Below are 20,325 nucleotides of genomic sequence, written 5' to 3' on the forward strand. Positions count from 1 at the left end.
CACCCCCCAAGTCGTCGCCCGCTCCGCTTCATCGAGGAAGCACCGCACGGTCCGGCCGCACTTCCGCGCCGGATCCGTTGCCTCCACTCCTCTTTCGGCCGACGCGACCCCGGCGACGACTTCCACGCCCGTGGAGTCAGCCGTGACCATTTACGCGAACAGCCGGTCGATGACCAGCAGTGTCACCGTCGAATGGGCGTGGCGGGCGGCCCGCTCCGAACCGTCCTGGCGACTGAGCTGGCTGCCGCATCGCCTCACCCTCGAACAGGCTAGGGCCGGAATGGAATTGGCCGAGCTGCTCGGCCGGCCGGACTCGGTTCCCGGCAACCGGGAGCAGGCCCGCGCCGACGCGCTGGCCGGCTCCCTCGGACTCACCGTGCAGGCGGCCCTGTCCGTGCTGCATCAGCGGATGCACGACAGGCAGCCGCGGGATTAGACGTCGAGCCGAACATGCTCGATCCGTTGTACCGGAGGTAGCGATGACCATTCACACCACCGAATGGACGATGACCAGTGACATCACCCCGGAGTCGGCGTACCGGGACGGGGCTCGGGTCTGGCGGTTGAGCTGGCTGCCTGGCCGCGGACTGACCGAGGCCCAGGCCAGAGCGGGCATGGAGCTCGACGAACTGCTCAGCGACCCGCATGTCGTGCACGACCGCATCGCCCAGGCCCGGGTCGACGGTTACGCCGACCGGCTGGGCATGGTGCGGGAGCAGGTGATCATCCTGCTGGCCAAGCGGATGGCGGAACGACTACACGAGGAGTTGCGGCGCGCGGGCGATCCGGTGCCCGTGCGCCGCAACGCACACTCCTACCGGTTGCGGCCGCACGTGATCACGCCGCCGTACGTCCCCGGATAACGTCGAGAGACGCACTGTCGCAAGGTGAATGCTCAGGCGTTGGCGGTGTGCTCGGCGCCGATGGCGTCGGCGATGTTCCGATACCCGTCGGCGCGCAGGCGCTCGGCCAGACCGCGGTGGATCTTGCGGGTCCAGAAGGGGCCGCCGTAGATGAAGCCGGTGTAGCCCTGGAGCAGGGTGGCGCCGGCGCGGACGCGTTCCCAGGCCTGGTCGGCGGTTTCGATGCCGCCGACGGAGATGAGTACGAGGCGGTCGCCGACGCGGCGGTAGAGGCGGCGCAGCACGTCCAGTGACCGGTCGGCGACCGGCGCGCCGGACAGGCCGCCCGCGCCCATGGCGGCGACCTCGTCGGCGGGGGTGCGCAGGCCGTCGCGGCGGATGGTGGTGTTGGTGGCGACGATGCCGGCCAGGCCGAGTTCGACGGCGAGGTCGGCGACGGCGTCGATGTCCTCGTCGGACAGGTCGGGGGCGATCTTGACCAGCACGGGCACCTGGACGCTGTCGAGCACGGCCTGCAGCAGCGGGCGCAGCGATTCGACGGCTTGCAGGTCGCGCAGGCCGGGCGTGTTCGGCGAGCTGACGTTCACCACGACGAAGTCGGCGAGCGGACCGAGCAGGGCCGCGCTGATCGCGTAATCGCCTGCGGCGTCAGCGGGTTCGACGATTTTGGTCTTGCCGATGTTGGCGCCGATCGGCACGTCGCCGCGGCGGCCGCGCAGGTATTCGGCGGCGGCCGCGGCGCCGAAGTTGTTGAAGCCCATGCGGTTGATCAGGGCGCGATCGGCGGGCAGCCGGAACAGGCGTGGGGCGGGGTTGCCCGGCTGCGCCTGGGCGGTGACGGTGCCGATCTCGGCGAAACCGAAACCGAGCGGCGCCCAGGCGTCGACGCCGTCGGCATTCTTGTCGAACCCGGCGGCCAAGCCGACCGGCGCCGGGAAGTCGATGCCGAACGCGGTGTTGCGCAGGATGGGATCGTCGGTGACCAGCAACTTGGTCATGACCCAGCGGGTGGGCGCGAAACGGGTGGCCAAGCGCATGGCGGCGAAGGCCAGATGGTGGATGCGTTCCGGGGGAACCAGGAACATCAGGCGTAATAACAGGGCGTACATCAGCTCACATTCCCGGTTCCGGCTGGGGTAGTGCGGTTTTTCGGCGGCGCAGCAGCACCCGGCGGCTACCGTCGGTGTAGGCCCGCACGCGGGACAGTTCCCAGCCGCCGAACTCGGCCTGGATGGCCAGCCGCATGGACGCGGTCACCCTGGTCACCTCGGGTGGCAGCCGCAGCGGCACGTATTCATAGTCGTCGCTGGTGGTTTCCCAGCCTGCGGGCAGCGCGTTGCGGCGCGCTCGCTGCTCGCGCGGTGATGGGGGGTCGTCGTCTGCCCGCGTTGCCGGAGTCATCAGTGGCCTCTCTTCCGATCGTCCGCGCGGATCCGCTGCAGACCGCCGTCGGCCGCGGATCCCACGAACATGTCACCGGTACGCTGATCGATGGCCACCGAGTTCGGCTGCCGCACCGTCGGGTAGCGGCCGACTTCCGTCGGTATACCTGTCGATAGATCGAATCCGACGACTTCGTTGCTCTGCGTGCACGTCACCCACACGGTGTCGGACCGCTGATCGTAGGCGAGCGCGTAAGGCGAAGAGTTTACCGGGAATCGCTGACGCAGGACGAGAGGTCCGGCGCTGAACACCAAGAGTTCGTTGCCCGTGCTGTCGGTGACGATGATCCGGCCGAAGTGATCGGAGATCATGGTGGTGGCGCCGTCGCCCGCGCGCAGGGCCAGGCCCAGGTCGTCCTTGCCCAGCTCGATCTCGGTGACCGAGGTCTGCTTGCGGTCCAGGACGGACACGTGGTCGGGGGTGAGGGCGAGCGCGTCGGCGGAGGCGAGGCCGGACACGGTTCGGACCACCTTGCCCGCCGGTGAGAGGGTGCGGACCTTGCCGTCCGCGGTGCCGACGAGCAGCGTGTCGTCGTCGCGACGCTGAACGGACCGGGCATCTCCGTCGAACGGGACTTCGCTGAGGGTGGCGGCGGCGACGTCGACGCGGAGGATGCGGTCGACGGCGGGGATCAGGAGTTCGCCGGGTTTGCCCTGCGCAAGGCCCGCGCCGTGGGCGGGCAGCGGCAGGCTGCGCACGCCGGTGGGGTTCGCGGGGTCGATCAGGAAGAGGGTGCTGTTCGCCTCGCCCGCGTCGAGCGCGCCGAGCTGACCGGTGCCTTGCTCGGCGAGCATCGCGCGGACGGGAGCGAGTCCGGTGACATCGCCCGCGGGTGGCGTCGTGCCGGCGGGTGAGACGGCCGCGGTCGCCGGATCCCTGGTGGGCAGGTTGTCACTGTCGGGGCTGTTGCCGCAGCCGGCCAGCACCGTCAGCGCCGCCACGCCGAGCACGGCGGTGGGAACTCGGACGAGGTGGCCGCGCCGCGCCACCACGGCAGAACCCGCGAACGCCGCCAATCGAACCCAGCCGCGAGGGCGCATCCACCGAACTCCTTACCGACTGCTACCGACGATTAACCGCAACGCCACCATCTGACCATGATGGCGCACCGCGACGGCGTACCGGGGTGGTGGCGGGGGGAGAATGTCGGTGATGCGCGTTACGGTTGAGCTGAAACAGTGTCCAAATCAGGGAGATCCGGTTGATAGCCGACCACACGTCGGGATTTACCATCGATGACATCACCGTTGGTCCGTTCGCTCATGGGTTCGGCACCACCGGCGACGGCAGGCCGTATGCGTTTCGCACGGTCCGGGCCAGCTTGACGCTGGAGATCTACCGGGCCGATCTGGCGAGCGCGGTGCCGGGTCCGGAGGATGTCGTCGCGGTCGCCGAGGCCAGGGTCACCGATATCGATCTGGACGACGAACGCAGCGTCGTCGCGCTGGTGCGGGACATGATTCCGGACGCGGTACCGGTCGAGGCGGCGCCCGATCGAGAAGTGACGACCGTTCGGGCCCTGCTGGGCCGCATCAGCTCCGTCATTGATGGTATGTAGATGGTGATGCCATACACATTTCTCGCCCGCACCGCGCTGACCGCGACCGGCCTCCTCCTGGTGGCCGCGTCCGCGGCATGCAGCACCGGATCGGACGAGGCGGCCGTCGACGCCGCTCGTTCGTCGGCCAACGCGTCGCTGTCCGCGTCGATCACCACCTCCTCCATCGCCGCGCATCCGCCGCTGCCGACGGCCGCGCAGCTGGACGCGCAGATCAAGCGGGCGCTGGATCCGGGGCTGCCGGACACCGAGCGGACCGACCTCATCGAGGACGGCGACGCGTTCCGCACGGCGATTCCCGATATGTACAAGGCGTTGCAGGACAATCCGCGCGCGGTCTACGGGGTCACCGACCCGGTGTTCGACAACCACGACGGCACGCTGACCGCGACCATGCGCCTGGACAAGGACGGCAGCGGGACCGCGGTGCGCACGACCGTGGTGCACTTCGTGCTGCTCGACGGCAAGTGGAAGATCTCGCGCACCGATCTGTGCGGGATTCTGCGTTCCGCCGACTACCGCACGCCCGCCTGCGGCTGACCGTGACCGGGGTGCGGGAGTCGCGCGTGCGGGGTTCGCGTGCGCCGCAGGATGATTCGATGCTGCACTCCGGGTTGCTGCGGTGGGGGCGGTTCGTTTACCGGCATCGTTTTCTGGTGCTCGGGGTGTTCGCGCTGGCGGTGCTGGCGTCCGGGTGGTACGGGCGGGACCTGTCGGGGCGGCTGACCCAGGAGGGGTGGTTCGACGAGTCCAGCGAGTCGGTGGCGGCCTCGAAGATCGCGGATGCGACGTTCGGGCGGGATACCGACAGCGATGTGATCCTGCTGTACACCGCGCCCGCCGGGACGACCGTCGATGATCCGGCGGTGCGGTCCGCGGTGACGGGCGCGTTGACCGGGCTGCTCACGCGGTATCCGGACAACATCCTGAAGATCGATAGCTACTGGGACAGCCCGTTCGCGGCCAACGCCACGGACGCTTCGCGCACGCACGCGTTCGCCAGCGTCGGGTTGCGCGGCGAGGGCACGGCGACCGTCGAGAACTACGCCGCGATCAAGGACCATCTGGGCGCGGGAAGCGCCGGCGGCGGGCCGGGCGGGACGACGGTGCAGCTGGCCGGGTTGCAGCCGGTGCTCGCCGGCCTGAATACCGGTATGCAGAACGACATTCACCGGGCGGAGATCATCGCGTTGCCGTTGGTGGCGATCCTGCTGTACTTCGTCTTCGGCGGGGTGATCGGCGCGTTGCTGCCGGTGGTGATCGGCGGCATGACGATCATGGGGACCGCGGGGATCATGCGGGTGCTCACCGGGATGATCGACGTGAACGTATTCGCCAGTACCGTCATGACTTTGGTGAGTCTCGGGTTGGCCATCGATTACGGGTTGTTCACCGTGACGCGGTTCCGGGAGGAGCTGGCCGCGGGGCGCGACGTGGAGGAGGCGACCGCGCGCACGGTGGCGACCGCGGGGCGGACCGTGCTGTTCTCGGCGGGCATCATCGCGGTGAGTCTCGCCGCGCTGTTCATCTTCCCGAACGGGGTGCTGCGCTCGGTGCCGTACGGCGGGATCAGTTCGGTGCTGCTCGCGGCGCTGCTGTCGGTGACCGCGTTGCCGGCGGCGTTGAGTATCGCGGGGCGGCGCATCGATCTGCTCGGCTGGAAACGGTTCTCCCGCAGCAAGACCGAGGCGCAGATCGATGCCGGGTTCTTCTCCCGGCTCGCGCAGTGGGCGATGCGGCGGCCGTGGGCGGTGGCGGTGCCGATCGTGCTCGCGCTGCTCGCGTTGAGTATTCCGTTCCGGCACATCGAGTTCGGCGGGATCAGTGAGAAGTATCTCGGCGCGGAGAACCCGGCGCGGGTGGCGCAGGAACGGTTCGACGAGCTGTTCCCGAGTTTCCGTACCGAACCGTTGAAGCTGGTCGTACGGAACGCGAATCCGCAGCAGCTCAGTGACATTCGCTACGAGGCGAGTCGAATACCCGGTTTGACCGGGCGATTCGAGCCGTCGGTGCCGACCAAGGACGGCATCAATGTGTTGCAGGCCGGGCTGACGGACAAGCAGGACTCGGATCGGGTGATCAAGGCGCTGCGGGCGATTCCGGAACCGGCCGGGGTGGACGTCATGGTGGCCGGGGTGCCCGCGCTGGAACGAGACAGCATCAACGGGCTGTTGCACGGGTTGCCGCTGCTGGTGGCGATTCTCGCGGCGGCGGCATTGACGTTGATGTATGCGGCGTTCCGGTCGATTGTGCTGGCGGTGAAGGCCGTTGCCATGAGCGCGTTGAGTCTGGTGTCGACGTTGGGGGTGCTGACCTGGGTGTTCGTCGAGGGTCACGGGGCGGGGTTCTTCCACTTCACGCCAGGGCCGTTGATGTTCGCGGTGCTCGCGTTGATCGTGACGGTGGTGTTCGGGCTGTCCACCGACTACGAGGTGTTCCTGCTCTCGCGGGTGGCCGAGGCGCGGTCCAACGGTGCCGAACCAGGCGAGGCGATCCGCTATGGCATCGCCCACACCGGCGGCGTGATCACTTCCGCCGCAGCGATTCTGATCGTCGTCACCGGCGCGTTCGGATTCTCCGATCTGGTGCTGATGAAGTACATCGCCTACGGAATGATCGCCGCGCTGATCCTGGATGCGACGGTCATCCGCATGCTGCTGACTCCTGCTGTGCTGAAGCTGATCTGGCGCTGAGGGGTCGGTTCTGGTGGGGTAGCTACTTGCCGCCGGCCCTCAACCATTGGCCCCTGCTCGCTTCGGAACCGTCGCCCACCGTAGAGGTCTCGTTCGTCATCGCTGACTCCTACCCGGCCCGCGATGGACGGGCATTGTGCCGCAGGGGTATTCGACCATCCGATGAGATCGCGGCTGGTATGTCGCGAATCTGTTCGATTCGGACCACTCCGGCCGAGCGGGAGACCTATGTCCGCAACGGTGGCTTCGTCCCTGACGCGAGCGAATTCGAGGTCGGCGAGTGTTGGGGGGCGCTAGCCGAACGCGGCCCCAGTCGTGCCCGCTCAGGCGGGCAGGCCGAGCGTTGCCTGCCCCCGGGGCGGCCCGACGCACGCCTTCTGATTTCCCGCACCGAGATTTGCATGCGATTTTCGGTGCGGGAAATCAGGAGGCGGGCGTGCGGACGGGCACGTGGCGCCGCGTTCAGGAGGAGGTGTGCGGGTGAAGCAGGCTCATGCTGGGAGCGCGGCGATCGGGAGGGCCGGGCTCAGGATCGCGAGCTGGCAACCGCCGTCGCGCGATCGTGAGCAGTGCGCCGCTCATTGACAGGACCGGCAGGCGATCCTCGGCTTGCGTGGTCGTCCATGCGGAGACGGCGGGGGACGTGGTGAGGTGTTTGTCGAGGACGGCCGTCGTTGCGTCCCGCTCGGTGGGCAGCGGGCGATCGCTCGATCGCCGAGGGAACATCGGGCGACGCGTTTGCCTAGCGCGGCCACTGTCACAGCCCGGGTTTGCGGCGTGGTTGGAGGTTGTCGGCCGTTGAGTTGGGCCATGGGTGAGGGGTCTGCCGAGCACGCCGCTCAGCTGTGTCCCTTTGGTCGGCGGAATTGGGTTTGTTGGTCGTTGAGTGGGACGTGGGTGAGCCGTTTGTCGAGTAGACGCTCTGCCATGTCCCGTTGACGCGCAGGGCTATGTCCCGTTGGGGCGTGGGTGGGTTCTGCGGGGGCTAGCTGGGGTGGATGAATTGGGTTGGCGCGCACGGGGTTGCCGGGCATTCTGGCTGCTTGTGGGGTGGGAGTCAGCGGCGGACGGGGAGGACTAGTTGGGCGCCGGTGATGGGGTGGTTGAGGACCTCGACGGGGTGTTGGTAGACGCGGGTGAGGAGGTCGGTGGTGAGGACTTCGCGGGGTGGGCCGTCGGCGGCTATGCGGCCGGCTTCGAGGACTGCGACGCGGTCGGCGTAGGCGGCGGCGATGCCGAGGTCGTGCAGGACCACGACGACGGCGGCGCCTGCTTCGGCGCGGGCAGTGGCCAGGCGGAGGACGGCTTCCTGGTGGCCGAGGTCGAGGGCGGCGGTGGGTTCGTCGAGCAGCAGGGTGCCGGTGTCCTGGGCGAGTACGCGGGCGAGGGCGACGCGGGCGCGTTCGCCGCCGGAAAGGGTCGGAAAAGACCGGGCGGCAAGGTGTTCCACGTCGGCGGCGGTCATCGCGGCGGCGATGCGCTCGTCGTCGAGTTCGCGGCGTTCGGTGCGCAGCCAGGGCGCCCGGCCCATCGCGATCACCTCTCTGGCCGTGAATGGGAAACCGACGGTGTGGGTTTGGGGGAGCACGGCCCGCCGCCGCGCCATATCCAGCGGCGACCAATGCGTCAGCGCCCGCCCCTCGAGCTCGACCGCCCCCGCGCTCGGCGTCAACTCCCCGGCGAGCGCCGCAAGCAACGTCGACTTGCCCGCCCCATTGGGCCCCACCAGCGCAACCACTTCGCCCGCAACAACATCGAAGTCCACCCCGTCGAGCACTCGCCGCTGCGCCGTCTTCGCCCCGCGCCGATCCACACTCACTCCCCGCGCCCGCAACGTCACCGCCCCCTTCTCCGGCGCCTCCGGCAACTCGTGCGTCCGCACGAACACCTGCCGCACCCCGCTCACACCCGACCCCCGACCAACGCGCCCGCAACATGTGCGTTCACGTTCACTCCAAGTACGCGCGGCTCCGTGGCTTCCTTCTGGACGGGCGCGAGACACGGTGCGGCCCAAGCCAACCGCATCACGCCCACCCCCCTGCGCGCGCACGGGTTCGGCGGAGCAACCAGAAGAAGAAGGGGCCGCCGATGAGGGAGGTGAGCATGCCCAGGGGGAGGTCGGCGTTGTGCACGAGGGAGCGGGCGGTGACGTCGGCGGCGAGCAGGACGACGGCGCCGAGGATGGCACTGAGCGGGATCAGCACGCGGTGAGCGGGGCCGACGAGCATGCGGACCAGGTGCGGGACGATGAGGCCGACGAACAGGACGATGCCGGTGAAGGCGACGCCCGCGGTGGCGAGGACGGCGACGACCAGGATGACGTTGCGGCGCAAGCGTTCCACATCGACGCCGAGATGGCGGGCGGCGGCCTCGCCGAGGGCGAGCAGGTCCAGGCGCGGGGCGATGAGGATGGCGGCGGCGACGCCGAGGGCGGTCAGGATCGCGACGATGGTGACCGAATCCCAGGTCGCGCCGTTGAGCGAACCCAACTGCCAGAACACGATCTGATCGCGCGCGGCGGGGCTGGCGACGAACAAAAGGAACGCGAGCAACCCGCCCGCGAACGCGTTGATCGCGACACCGGTGAGCACCAGCGTGACCACCTCGGTTCGCCCGTCGGCCCGCGCGAGCAGGTACACGAGCAGCGTGGTGGCCAGCCCGGCGACGAACGCGGCAGCGGCCACCGACCAGGCGGCGACAAACGTCCCGCCGACCACGATGACCGTCCCCGCGCCGACCGCGGCACCAGCGGAAACGCCGATAACACCCGGCTCGGCGAGCGGATTCGCGAACACGCCCTGCAACAACCCGCCCGCGGTCGCGAGCGCCGCCCCGACCAGCATCGCCAGCAGCACCCGCGGGAACCGCACCTGCCACAGCGTCACCTCGCCGGCGGGATGCGCGGGCATCGGCCCCCAGTCCAGCCCGATCCGATGCAGCACACTCCCGGCCACCTCGGCGGGTGTGGTCGGCACCTGCCCGATCGCGGCGGAGGCCAGCGCGAGCGCGACCAACCCGATGATCGCGATCACGAAAACCGCTGTCGTGCGCGAACGTCCGCGCGATGTGAGCGCGGGCGGTGTTGGCTCGACGGCCGGTTCGGTTTTGGCGACGGTGGATTCGGTCATGCCGGCCGCCCGGTCACGCGGGCTTGGTGCCGTACACGGCCTCGCTCAAGGCGGTGATCACCCGGCCGGTGTTCGGCCCGTAGCTCAGGATCACCTGATCCGACATGTCCACGACCCGCCTGTTCCGTCCGGCCGGCGTCTGCGCGATGCCCGGCACCTTTTCCAGACCGTCCACGCCGCCAACGGATTTCAACCCGTCCGACATCACCAGCAGCAGATCGGGCGCGGCGCCGATCATGGCCTCGCTGGTGATCGTGATGAACGGCTCGGCCAGCGCGGCGCCCGCGTCCTGCCCGCCGAGCGCGGCGATCAGCGAATCCGCACCGGACCCGGGACCGGCCAGCATGGTGATGGCGGTGCTGCGCAGATACAGGAACGCCATCTTCAACCGCGGATCCTGTTTGGGCACAGCGGCGATGGCGGCGTCGATCTCGCCGCGGGTGCGCTGCCCGAGCGCCTTGCCCTGCTCGGGCACGCCCAAAGCGTTTGCCACGGCCTCGATTTGGGGGACGACGCCGTCCATGGTGCGCTTCGGATCGGCGAAGACCACGTTCACCCCGGCCCCGCGCAGCTGCTCACGCAGCTGCGGCGTCACCGTCACGTCGTCGGTCAGGAACACCGAAGGGCGCAGGGCCAGTAGGGCTTCCAGGTTCAGCGCACCGTTGCCGCCCGCCACGTTCGGCACGTCGCGGATGGCCGGGATGGCGACGCTGCTGCGGCCGATCAGCTTGGCGCCCAGGCCGAGCGCGTACACGATCTGCGACAGGGTGCCGTAGCGGTCGACCGCGATGATGCGGCTGGCATCGGTGATGGTGACGTCCGCGCCGTCGAACGAGCGCACGGTGACCGGCAGGACCGGCGTCGGCTCCGGCCCGATCGGCACCGGATCGAGGTCGGCCAGCGTCGCCGTGGCCGGTCCGCGCTGTCCGGCGGCGGTCGCGGTGTCGGCGCCGCACGCGGCGGTCGCCACGACCATGGTCAGCGCAAGCACGGCCAGCACCCACCGGACCGCTGTGGATCGAACACCACCGGCCCACCGCGCCAGGACGGACGGGTCGCCGGACGTCGCATGCCTCATGTAGGCAAGCCTAAGACGTGCCGCGCGGGGCCGGTCAGCGGGGCGGTACCGGCCACCGCTGCCAGAATCGCCGACCACCTCAGTCGCTACGCGCACTGACATCGTCCAATGCGGCCGCGATCGCCCGCGGCAATTCGAGGGCCTCGGCGGCGAGCACCCCGGTGAGCTGCCCGATATCGCGCGCGCCGACGATCATGCTCGCGATGCCGGGACGGTCCCGAATCCACGCCAGCGCGACGGCCAGCGGTGACGTGCCCAAGCCGTCCGCGGCGGTCACCAGCGCGTCGACCACCCGGGTCGCGCGTTCGTCCAGGCTGTCGCGGATGTCCGCGGCCGTCGCCTCGTCCGCGCCCCGCGAGTCCGCAGGCACCCCATCGCGATACTTGCCGGTGAGAATGCCGCCGGCCAGCGGCGCCGAGGCGATCACCCCGACTCCGTGGTGCAGCGCGGCAGGCACGAAATCGGTCTCCGCGTCCCGCGCCAGCAGCGAGTACTGCGTCTGCGCGGCACTGATCGGCGCGACCGCGGCGAGACTGGCCAGCTGCCACGCCCCGAACCCGCGCACCCCCGCGTACCGGACCTTCCCGGTCCGAATCGCCTGCTCGAGCGTCGCCGTGACCTCGTCGAGCGGCGTCCGCGGATCCCACACCGCGACATTCCAGATGTCCAGGTGATCGGTCCCGAACTCCAGCAACGTGCGATCGAGTTGACGCAGCAGCGCGCGCCGCGAGGTATCGACAGCGGTGCGCGTCGTCGCGTCCGGCACCGCGGGCCCGGCCGGGGCGGGCGTCACGCGCGGCGCGAGACCCGCGCAACCACTGAGCACCAGATCGTCACGCGAGACGAGATCGCCGAGCAACTCGGCCAGAATCCGCTGCGCGCCACCACCGGAATACGCGGGGGAGGTGTCGACGAGCGTCCCGCCCGCCTCGATGAACGCCACCAACTGCACGGCCGCCTCGTCGGCATCCGTGTGCGAACCCCAGGTATGGGTCGCAAGACCTATCCGGGACACCCGTAGGCCGCTGCGGCCGACCGTCCGCTGTTCCATCACCGTGTCCGCGCAATCGTCACGGCGCCAAGCCTAGAGCGTGCACCCGCGTCCGGACGCCTACCCGCACAGTGGCTCGCGCGTCGTTCCCGACAGCGGTGCGAGCATGCCGGTACGGCCGCGACACTGTACTGTCGCTGCGGGATTGCGCCGGTGCTCACTCGCCCGCAACCCAGCTGATGACCAATTGCCCAGTCGGAACGGTTATTTCGGGCAAGAACACATGGAGGCGGCATGCGACACCAGGAGACCGTGTGACGGGCGAATCGATGACCTGGATACAGGCGCTCGTGCTCGGTCTGGTGCAGGGGCTCACGGAGTTCCTGCCGATCTCGTCGTCGGCACATCTGCGGATCGTGTCGGGGGTGTTCTTCGGCGACGACGCGGGTGCCTCGTTCACCGCCGTGACCCAGCTCGGCACCGAGGCCGCCGTGCTGGTGTATTTCGCCAAGGACATCTGGCGGATCCTGCGGGCGTGGTTCACCACCGTGTGGAGCAAGCTGTCGTCCCGGAACCGGGTGCCGCTCACCGAACAGGTGACGACCCGGCTGCCGGTGGTCACCATGGGCCAGGCCGACCGCTACTTCGACGAAGAGCGGCAGCGCGAACTGGACTACCGGGTCGGCTGGTATGTGATCATCGCCACCATCCCGATCGGCGTGCTCGGGTTCCTGCTCAAGGACGTGATCCGCACCGCGGCGCGCAACCTGTGGCTGATCTCGTTCATGCTCATCGCGTTCGCGCTGGTGATCGCGGCGGCCGAGTACTACGGACGCAAGCTGCGGCCGTTGGAGCAGCTGACCACGCGCGACGGGCTGGTGATGGGTTTCGCGCAGTGTCTCGCGTTGATTCCGGGTGTCTCGCGCTCCGGTGCCACGTCGTCGGCGGGTCTGTTCCTCGGGCTGACTCGTGAAGCGTCCGTGCGATTCTCGTTCCTGCTGGCGATTCCCGCGGTGACCGCCTCGGGGCTGTTCAGCATTCCGGACGCGTTCAAACCGGCTGGTGAGGGCCTCAATGCCAGCGGAGCGCAGCTGATCGTCGCGACCCTGCTCGCGTTCGCGGTCGGGTACGCGTCGGTGGCGTGGCTGCTGAAGTTCGTCGCGAAGCATTCGCTGGACTGGTTCGTCGGCTACCGGATCATTCTCGGTCTGACGATGATGGGGCTCCTGGCCACGGGTGTCGTGTCGGCCACATGAACGCAGCATCGGGTAGCGATTCCATGGGGGGCGGCGGCCGGGTGGCGGGCGGGCTTAGGCTGACTACATGACGGTGATTCTGCTCCGGCACGGAGTGTCGACCTCGAACACCGCCCGCACGTTGGCCGGTCGCAGCACCGGCGTCGAGCTGACCGAGCACGGCAACACCCAGGCCGAGGCGGTCGCCGACCGGCTCGCCGGGCTGCCGATCGAACGGATCGTGCACTCTCCGCTGTTGCGCTGTCAGCGAACGGTGGCGCCGCTGGCGGAGAAACTAGGGCTGGAACCGGTCTTCGACGATCGGCTGATCGAGGTCGACTACGGCGAATGGACCGGGCGGCCGATCGCCGAACTGCTCAACGAACCCCTGTGGAAGGTGGTGCAGCGGCACGCCTCCGGCGCGGTTTTCCCGGGCGGTGAGGGGTTGGCGCAGGTGCAGACCCGGGCGGTCGCGGCGCTGCGCGAGCACGATCGGGCGCTGGCCGAACAGCACGGGCAGGACACGCTGTGGGTGGCCTGCACCCACGGTGACGTGATCAAATCCGTGCTGGCCGACGCGCTGGGCATCCATCTGGACGGGTTCCAGCGGATCGTGGTCGAGCCGGCCTCGATCAGCGTGGTCCGCTACACCCCGACCGCGCCCTACGTGTGGCGGCTCAACGACACCGGCACCGACCTGTCCGCGCTGTCGAATCCGCCACGCCCCGTTTCCGATTCCGGTTCGGCCAAGACCGACGCCGCGGCCGATACCTCCGGGCCCGTTCCCGGCGGCGAGCTAGGTAGCTCGGGGAGTGGGGATAATGGGAATGCGGAGCGCTGAGATTCCTTGTACACGGAGAGGGCGTTGTTTCCCAGCGCCGTGGGTAGTCGATCAGGGTCACGTATCAGGAGGTGCATGTGTCACGCGCAATCCATGTATTTCGCACCCCCGATCGTTTCGTCGCCGGGACCGTCGGTGAGCCGGGCGATCGTTCGTTCTATCTGCAGGCCATAGAGGAACCGCGGGTTGTCAGTGTGCTGCTGGAGAAGCAGCAGGTGAAGGTGCTCGCGGACCGCATGGGTCTGCTGTTGGACGAGGTTGCTCGCCGGTTCGGCGCCGAGGTGCCGCCGCAGGCCGAGGACATCGGCGATACCGCGCCGCTGGTCACGCCGGTGGACGCGGAGTTCCGGGTCGGCACCATGGGGCTCGGCTGGGACGCCGACGCGAATGCGGTGGTGGTCGAGTTACTGGCGATCACCGAGACCGAGGTCGATGAGTCGGTCGTGCTCGACGACACCGAGGAGGGGCCGGACGCGGTCCGCGTGTTCCTCACCCCGATCCAGGCGCGCGAGTTCGCGCTGCGATCGACCAGGGTGATCGCCGCGGGCCGGCCGCCGTGCCCGCTGTGCGGGGAGCCGTTGTCGTCACGGGGGCACATGTGCGTGCGCACCAATGGGTACAAGCGCGGCGACATCTTCGGCGCGGCCGAGCTAGAGGAGTGATCGGTGACGCGGGCCGGGGACCGGTTCCACAGCGGCGAGCTGACGGTGATCGGGCGGATCAGCACTGCCAGTAACGTCACCCTGGTTTGCGACATTCTCGACGAGGGTGAAGCGCCGTTGCGGGTGGTGTACAAGCCGGTGCGGGGGGAGCGGCCGTTATGGGATTTCCCGGACGGCACGTTGGCCGGGCGTGAGGTGGCGTCCTACGAGATTTCCGCCGCCATGGGGTGGGGAGTGATTCCGGAGACGATTCTGCGGGACGGGCCCTACGGGGTCGGCATGGTGCAGCGTTGGATCGACGGGGTCGACAACCACACCGAGCAGCGGGACCGGCTGGATCTGGTCGACCTGGTGTCGCCCGGATCGGTGCCGGACGGTTTCCGCGAGGTGCTGCGGGCGCAGGATCCGGCGGGGAACGAGGTTTCGCTCATCCACGCCGACGACCCGCGATTGCAGCGGATGGCCGTGCTGGACGTCTTGCTGAACAACGCCGACCGCAAAGGCGGGCATGCGCTGGAGGGGGTGGACGGGCAGGTGTACGGGGTGGACCACGGCATCTGTTTGCACACCGAACACAAATTGCGCACGGTGCTGTGGGGATGGGCCGGCCAGCCGCTGAGCGACGCGTTGGTCGCCGATATCACCGCGTTCGCGAAGGAACTCCCCGGCTCGCTAGCGGACGTGCTGGCCGAGCACATCACGGACGCCGAAATCGAAGCATTGGTCGACCGCACCCAGGAATTGGTCGACGACCCGGTGATGCCGACCCCACGAACGTCCCGGCCTATTCCATGGCCGGCCTTCTGAATCCAGTTGACCCCGAGCCGATTACCCGGCACTGAATGCGAACCTGCACGGCGTGCCGAACCCGGGCGGTTGCTGTCCTCTGGCCGCCGCACCACTTCTGATTTCCCGCATAGGCAATCGCATGCAATTCCCTATGCGGGAAATCACGAGATGTGCGGTAGTCGGAATGGGATGGCACGCGACGCTGTGACCGCCTCGGCGCGCGAGAGGTCGACGTTGGCGGCACAGGTGCTTTAGCGGCCTACATCAGGCGCGTATGCCGCGGATAAGTGTTTGAAGGGCATATGCCGAGGGCGAGTCCTCGAGGCACGTGCGCCGGAGGTAGGTGCTTGAAAGGCGTGCGCGGAAGGTGCTCAAGTGACGTGCGCCGTGGGCAGGTGCGTCTGCGGTCTACGCTGGGCGGTCGCGCGTAGAGTCCGGCTCGGGGAACGGCGGCGCGTGGCCCGGCAATGTGGGCGGGTGCTGTGCGATGGTGACGTGGGCGGGTGCGGCAGGGGCTTGGCCACCGGTTCAGCTCACGGAGTGTGTGCCGAAGCGGGCTCTGGGCCGGGAGGCGGCACGTCTGTCGGCGATCTGAACGGCTCCAGTTGGGCGAGCGGTATGCGATCGTGGCGCCCCTCGGTTGACTGTTGTCGGGCCGCTCCCTCGGGTCGGTGCGGCTGGGCACTGAGTGTGCTGTGACACGGAGCGATGTTGCCGCCGAGTGACGTTGCCGCCCTGGGCGATGCTGCGGCCTGAGCGACGTCGCGGCCTGGGCGATACTGCGGCCCGAGTGACGTTGCGGCCTGAATGACGTTGCGGCACAGGTCGGGTGGGCGCGCTGCGGTCCGATCGCGGCCGGTTCGGCATCGTGTGCAAGGCTGCGCCGTGTGCCGATCGCAAGCGACGACGCTGACCGATCAACTCGGGATTTCGCATTGCTCTGATGACTCCGGGCCGCTACCGTCGGCGGTTGGTTCGGCTCCGCAGCGCGGGTCTCCCGACAGTCGATTCTGCGAGAGCGAAAATCTTGACATCCCATGATTTGCTGAAAAACGCAGGTCGGGAGTGGCAGGTCAGGGGCTTACGGCGGGCTCTGGGCCGGGGCGGGGGTCGATGATCTCGACCACACCTTTACCCTCGAATCATGCAGTCCTGGTCCGATACCGCCCTACCCACCATCCCCGGAGCAGGGCCACCGTTGCGGTTGTACGACACCGCCGACCGTCAGGTTCGGCCGGTGACACCCGGTGCCACCGCCACCATGTACGTCTGCGGGATCACCCCGTACGACGCGACCCACCTCGGTCACGCCGCCACCTACCTGACCTTCGATCTGGTCAACCGCGTGCTGCGCGACGCAGGCCACGACGTGCACTACGTGCAAAACGTGACCGACGTCGATGACCCGCTGTTCGAGCGGGCCGAGCGCGACGGCGTGGACTGGCGCGACCTGGGCACCCGCGAGATCAACCTGTTCCGCGAGGACATGACCGCGCTGCGCATCGTCCCGCCGCGCGAGTACGTCGGCGCCATCGAATCCGTCGACGAGGTCATCGAATTCGTGCAGAAGCTGCTGGCTTCGGGCGCGGCGTATGTCGTCGACGACGCCGAGTTCCCCGACGTGTACTTCCGCGCCGACGCCACCGAGCAGTTCGGCTACGAATCCGGCTATGACCGCGCCACCATGGAGCGCCTCTTCGCCGAACGCGGCGGCGACCCCGACCGTCCCGGCAAGCGCGACACCATCGATGCGCTGCTGTGGCGCGCCGAGCGCCCGGGCGAGCCGTCCTGGCCGTCGCCGTTCGGCGCGGGTCGTCCCGGCTGGCACATCGAGTGTTCGGCGATCGCGCTCAACCGGATCGGTCCCGAGTTCGACATCCAGGGTGGCGGTAGCGACCTGATCTACCCGCACCACGAATACTCCGCCGCCCACGCCGAGTCGCTCATCGCCGGCCGCCGCTTCGCCCGCCACTACGTGCACGCCGGTCTGATCGGCTTGGACGGCGAGAAGATGTCGAAATCCAAGGGCAACCTCGTCCTGGTCTCCACGTTGCGCCGCAGCGGCGTCGACCCCGCCGCCATCCGCCTCGGCCTGCTGGCCGGCCACTACCGCCAGGATCGCATGTGGACCGACGAGGTCCTCGAACAGGCGAAAGCCCGCCTCGACCTGTGGCGCCGCGCCACCACCCTCGACTCCGGCCCCGCCGCCACCGACACCATCGCCCGCCTGCGCCAGCACCTGGCGGACGATCTGGACACCCCGAAAGCGTTGGACGCCGTGGACAACTGGGCTCGCCAAGCCCTCGACTACGGCGGTTCCGACTCCGAGGCACCTGCGGCCATCGCCGCTGCCGTCGACGCGCTCCTCGGCGTCAGCCTGTAGGCCTCTTCGCGCATCTGCCTGTCGCTGTGCGGATCCCGTGGAACATCGAGGGCCCGTGCAGCGGCAAGCAGATCGTGTGCAACATCGAGGGCTTTGTGAAAGCGGCAAGCAGATCGTGCGGGCAAGCGGACCTGCCTGTCTCGCCAAGCCAGGTTCGCTAGGTGTCGACGTCGGGTGCATGCGGTGCCTGGCAGCGGCTGGTGTGACTCGTCGTCGATCAACTCCGGAAATCGGCCGGATGGGTGCGCTGCAGGTCAAGGCGGTCGAACGAAGCTGAGTCAGTGCGCATTGATTCCCGATCAACTCGACGATCGTGACCAGCCACGTGTCGGTGAGCCGGGACGAGCGGTCCTGAAGCGGCTCGACCATGCCGGGCGGTCCCTAGGCAGGGAAGTGCCGTAGACCAGACGGACGGCGAGTGTATGCGCTGCGCACCAGGACGGCGCACCTCGGTGGACTGGCCGGATGCGGACGTCTGTTATCGAGCCAGAACGGCAACCATATCCGGCGCTCGAGCAAGACAACCTCATCCGGATCTGTCGAAGAGGTGCTTCCCGATCGGGCTCGGGCGGTGCCTCATTGGCTGAGGGCTGCTTGTCGATGAGCTAGCGGCGGCGCTTCATCGGACTGGCCGAATGGGAGCATCACGTGACGCCGTTCTGCCGAGGCTCGGGCCCAAGCCCTTCCGGATCGGCGGAAATCCTTGCCGGGGGTGACGTTCCGTGATGTGGTACTGCGGTGTGCAACATTCCTGGGCGGGGTTTGATCGGGCGGCGGTCGGTGCTGGGCGGTGCGCTCGGTGCCGGGGTCTTGCTGGCCGCGGGTCGATTGACCGCGTCGGCCGATCCGGCCGCGCCGCAGACCGTGGCCGCTCGGCAGCGATTCCTCGGGGCCGACACCGTCGATGCGAAAACCGGTGCGGTCCGCGCGGATCGAGTGGTGCTGGCGTGGGTCGGGTGCACGACGTATGCGATGGCGATGGGCGGGTCGGTCTTCCTGCTGGACGCTTGGGTGCCCCGGCTCACCAGCACCGGATACGTGCCCGCGACGCCACAGGATCTCGCCGACCTCGCGCCCGAGGCGATCTTCATTGGCCACGGGCATTTCGATCACGCCGGTGACGCCGGGCGGATCGCACAGGCCTCCGGAGCTGTGGTCTATGGGACGGCCGATCATGGGGTGAGTATCCGTGCGCAGGTGAGCGATCCGGCCTTCCGGACGGTCGCCCTCGGTGACGCGAATTCGCAACCGGGGGAGCGGCACGACTTCACCGTGGGTCCGCTCGAGGTGACCGCGATCCGCCACGTGCACTCCGCCCCCACCGCCCCCGAACGCCCCGGCGGCTCACCCCCGTTCTTCCCGATGCCGGAACTCTGTGCCCTCGTCCAGCATCCGCCGACCCTGGCCGGCATCCTGCAGAACGTCCCGCGCCTGAACGATCCCGAGGGCGGCTCCCTCCTCTACCAATTCCGCGTCCCCGGCTTCTCCCTGGTCTGGCACGACTCCACCGGCCCCCTGACCGAGAAGGCCCCGCACGTCTTCGACATCTTCGCGGACCTACCGAAAACCGACCTCCAGATCGGCGCCATCCAAGGCTTCAACCAAATCACCAACGGCCTCCGCGACCCCCGCCGCTACATCGAAGCCCTCACCCCCACCCTCTTCGTCCCCGCCCACCACGACAACTGGCTCCCCGGCATCACCGCGGGCGCCGCCACCTACGACCCACCCCTGCACACCGAATTGACCCGCATCCCCACCCCCCACCGCCCCGAACTCCGCTCCCTCCACGACCCCACCGACTACATCCGCCCCGACCTCCTAACCTTCCCCCTCTGACCACCGAATCCCACACCCCGCCAATCCCTCCCACCGCGCCCACCGCAAATCTGCACTGCCTGCCACGGCGAGTGCGCCGAGCGATACCTGTCCGCGCCAAGTCGCGGAGCGGCTTTTTCGTCAAGTCCCGTGCGGCAAGGCCGCATGCTCGGTCGTGCGTCGTGCGTCGTGCGTCGTGCGTCGTGCGTCGTGCGTCGTGCGTCGAGCTCCGAGCGTCGAGCGCCGAGTAGGACGTGGTGGCGTCGAGGTGTGGGTGTGGCCTCGGCGGGGTCCCGTTCGGTGAGGCGGCGGGCTTGGATGGGTGTCGGGTGGGACGTGGTGGCGTAGGAGTGTGGGTGTGGCCTCGGCGGGGTCCCGTTCGGTGAGGCGGCGGGTTCGGATGGGTGTCGGGTGGGACGTGGTGGCGTAGGAGTGTGGGTGTGGCCTCGGCGGGGTCCCGTTCGGTGAGGCGGCGGGTTCGGATGGGTGTCGGGTGGGACGTGGTGGCGTAGGAATGCGAGTGCGCTCTTCTCGGGGGCCCGTTCGGCGAGGTCGCACGTTCGGTTGCCTCCGGAGCGGGAATTGTTGCCTCCAGTCGCGAGTGACTTCTCCGTGATGTCCTTTGTGAGGAACCGCGACCTACAGGCGTGCCAGCGAATTCGGTCGCAGAGGTTCACCGATTCGAACACCACGGACCGAGCGTCGGACCGCGTTGTTCGCGAAACGTCGGCAGCTCCCTACACGTGGCTCCGCTTGCCTGTACCGATATGGGAGAAGAGGCCACAGGTGCTGTCGAAATTCCTGGACATCGACCTCGCTCAGCGGTGCGTCCGTCGGTGCTCG

Annotated in this window: 18 protein-coding genes; 11 read left to right on the forward strand and 7 right to left on the reverse strand. The window is 68.7% G+C overall.

Going from position 1 to position 20,325, the window contains the following annotated elements; all coding sequences use genetic code 11:
* The first annotated feature begins 142 nt into the window (after positions 1 to 142).
* The gene (locus ACFQ9K_RS18765) at positions 143 to 436 is read left to right on the forward strand and encodes a hypothetical protein (RefSeq protein ID WP_378716723.1); all 294 of its coding nucleotides are present in this window, start codon (positions 143 to 145) and stop codon (positions 434 to 436) included.
* A gap of 43 nt (positions 437 to 479) precedes the next feature.
* Positions 480 to 863, forward strand: a complete 384-nt coding sequence (locus tag ACFQ9K_RS18770; RefSeq protein WP_378716722.1) for a hypothetical protein — start codon at positions 480 to 482, stop codon at positions 861 to 863.
* 32 nt (positions 864 to 895) lie between these two features.
* Here ACFQ9K_RS18770 and ACFQ9K_RS18775 read toward each other — a convergent pair whose 3' ends face one another.
* Genes ACFQ9K_RS18775 through ACFQ9K_RS18785 form a run of 3 tightly spaced genes read right to left on the reverse strand, consistent with a single transcriptional unit; the run spans position 896 to position 3,346 of the window.
* A complete protein-coding gene (locus ACFQ9K_RS18775) occupies positions 896 to 1,972 on the reverse strand; it encodes a quinone-dependent dihydroorotate dehydrogenase (protein ID WP_378716720.1) in 1,077 nt (358 codons plus the stop codon).
* 4 nt (positions 1,973 to 1,976) lie between these two features.
* Positions 1,977 to 2,264: a DUF5703 family protein gene (locus ACFQ9K_RS18780; RefSeq protein ID WP_364733039.1), complete on the reverse strand. Its 288-nt coding sequence runs from the start codon at positions 2,262 to 2,264 to the stop codon at positions 1,977 to 1,979.
* Entirely contained in the window at positions 2,264 to 3,346 is a 1,083-nt protein-coding gene (locus ACFQ9K_RS18785; protein WP_378716718.1) for a YncE family protein, read from the reverse strand. The genes ACFQ9K_RS18780 and ACFQ9K_RS18785 overlap by 1 nt, the downstream gene beginning before the upstream one ends.
* A gap of 161 nt (positions 3,347 to 3,507) precedes the next feature.
* On the opposite strand from ACFQ9K_RS18785, the gene ACFQ9K_RS18790 reads away from it, so the two are divergent.
* The 3 genes from ACFQ9K_RS18790 to ACFQ9K_RS18800 are packed head-to-tail and all read left to right on the forward strand — an operon-like array spanning position 3,508 to position 6,557.
* Positions 3,508 to 3,864, forward strand: coding sequence for a hypothetical protein (locus ACFQ9K_RS18790; protein ID WP_378716716.1), 357 nt, complete (start codon positions 3,508 to 3,510; stop codon positions 3,862 to 3,864).
* Entirely contained in the window at positions 3,865 to 4,404 is a 540-nt protein-coding gene (locus tag ACFQ9K_RS18795; RefSeq protein ID WP_378716714.1) for a hypothetical protein, read from the forward strand.
* A 59-nt stretch (positions 4,405 to 4,463) separates the two neighbouring features.
* Positions 4,464 to 6,557, forward strand: coding sequence for an MMPL family transporter (locus ACFQ9K_RS18800; RefSeq protein WP_378716787.1), 2,094 nt, complete (start codon positions 4,464 to 4,466; stop codon positions 6,555 to 6,557).
* Between the two features lie 1,057 nt (positions 6,558 to 7,614).
* Here the strand turns inward: ACFQ9K_RS18800 and ACFQ9K_RS18805 are convergent.
* From ACFQ9K_RS18805 to ACFQ9K_RS18820, 4 genes are all read right to left on the reverse strand, one after another.
* Positions 7,615 to 8,463 carry a heme ABC transporter ATP-binding protein gene (locus ACFQ9K_RS18805; RefSeq protein ID WP_378983396.1) on the reverse strand — a complete coding sequence of 283 codons (849 nt, stop codon included), beginning with the start codon at positions 8,461 to 8,463 and terminating at the stop codon, positions 7,615 to 7,617.
* A 118-nt stretch (positions 8,464 to 8,581) separates the two neighbouring features.
* Entirely contained in the window at positions 8,582 to 9,685 is a 1,104-nt protein-coding gene (locus ACFQ9K_RS18810) for a FecCD family ABC transporter permease (protein WP_378716713.1), read from the reverse strand.
* 13 nt (positions 9,686 to 9,698) lie between these two features.
* Complete coding sequence (locus tag ACFQ9K_RS18815) at positions 9,699 to 10,763, reverse strand: hemin ABC transporter substrate-binding protein (RefSeq protein ID WP_378716712.1); 1,065 nt, start codon at positions 10,761 to 10,763, stop codon at positions 9,699 to 9,701.
* A 79-nt stretch (positions 10,764 to 10,842) separates the two neighbouring features.
* Positions 10,843 to 11,814 (reverse strand): aldo/keto reductase, encoded by a 972-nt coding sequence (locus ACFQ9K_RS18820; protein WP_378716710.1) that lies wholly within the window; start codon positions 11,812 to 11,814, stop codon positions 10,843 to 10,845.
* A 269-nt stretch (positions 11,815 to 12,083) separates the two neighbouring features.
* Here ACFQ9K_RS18820 and ACFQ9K_RS18825 point away from each other — a divergent pair, with 269 nt between their 5' ends.
* The 6 genes from ACFQ9K_RS18825 (at position 12,084) to ACFQ9K_RS18850 (ending at position 19,503) form a co-directional block, all read left to right on the forward strand.
* Complete coding sequence (locus ACFQ9K_RS18825) at positions 12,084 to 13,010, forward strand: undecaprenyl-diphosphate phosphatase (protein ID WP_378716784.1); 927 nt, start codon at positions 12,084 to 12,086, stop codon at positions 13,008 to 13,010.
* 67 nt (positions 13,011 to 13,077) lie between these two features.
* Complete coding sequence (locus tag ACFQ9K_RS18830) at positions 13,078 to 13,830, forward strand: histidine phosphatase family protein (RefSeq protein ID WP_378716709.1); 753 nt, start codon at positions 13,078 to 13,080, stop codon at positions 13,828 to 13,830.
* A gap of 77 nt (positions 13,831 to 13,907) precedes the next feature.
* Positions 13,908 to 14,492: a DUF3090 domain-containing protein gene (locus ACFQ9K_RS18835; RefSeq protein WP_040735411.1), complete on the forward strand. Its 585-nt coding sequence runs from the start codon at positions 13,908 to 13,910 to the stop codon at positions 14,490 to 14,492.
* Positions 14,493 to 14,495: 3 nt separating this feature from the next.
* Positions 14,496 to 15,299, forward strand: coding sequence for an SCO1664 family protein (locus ACFQ9K_RS18840; protein WP_378716707.1), 804 nt, complete (start codon positions 14,496 to 14,498; stop codon positions 15,297 to 15,299).
* 1,126 nt (positions 15,300 to 16,425) lie between these two features.
* The gene (gene mshC, locus ACFQ9K_RS18845) at positions 16,426 to 17,664 is read left to right on the forward strand and encodes a cysteine--1-D-myo-inosityl 2-amino-2-deoxy-alpha-D-glucopyranoside ligase (protein ID WP_378716705.1); all 1,239 of its coding nucleotides are present in this window, start codon (positions 16,426 to 16,428) and stop codon (positions 17,662 to 17,664) included.
* A 738-nt stretch (positions 17,665 to 18,402) separates the two neighbouring features.
* Positions 18,403 to 19,503, forward strand: coding sequence for an MBL fold metallo-hydrolase (locus ACFQ9K_RS18850; RefSeq protein ID WP_378716703.1), 1,101 nt, complete (start codon positions 18,403 to 18,405; stop codon positions 19,501 to 19,503).
* Positions 19,504 to 20,325: the final 822 nt, after the last annotated feature.

The sequence above is a fragment of the Nocardia sp. NPDC056564 genome (genome assembly GCF_042793755.1).
In the GTDB taxonomy this organism is placed as follows: Bacteria; Actinomycetota; Actinomycetes; order Mycobacteriales; family Mycobacteriaceae; genus Nocardia.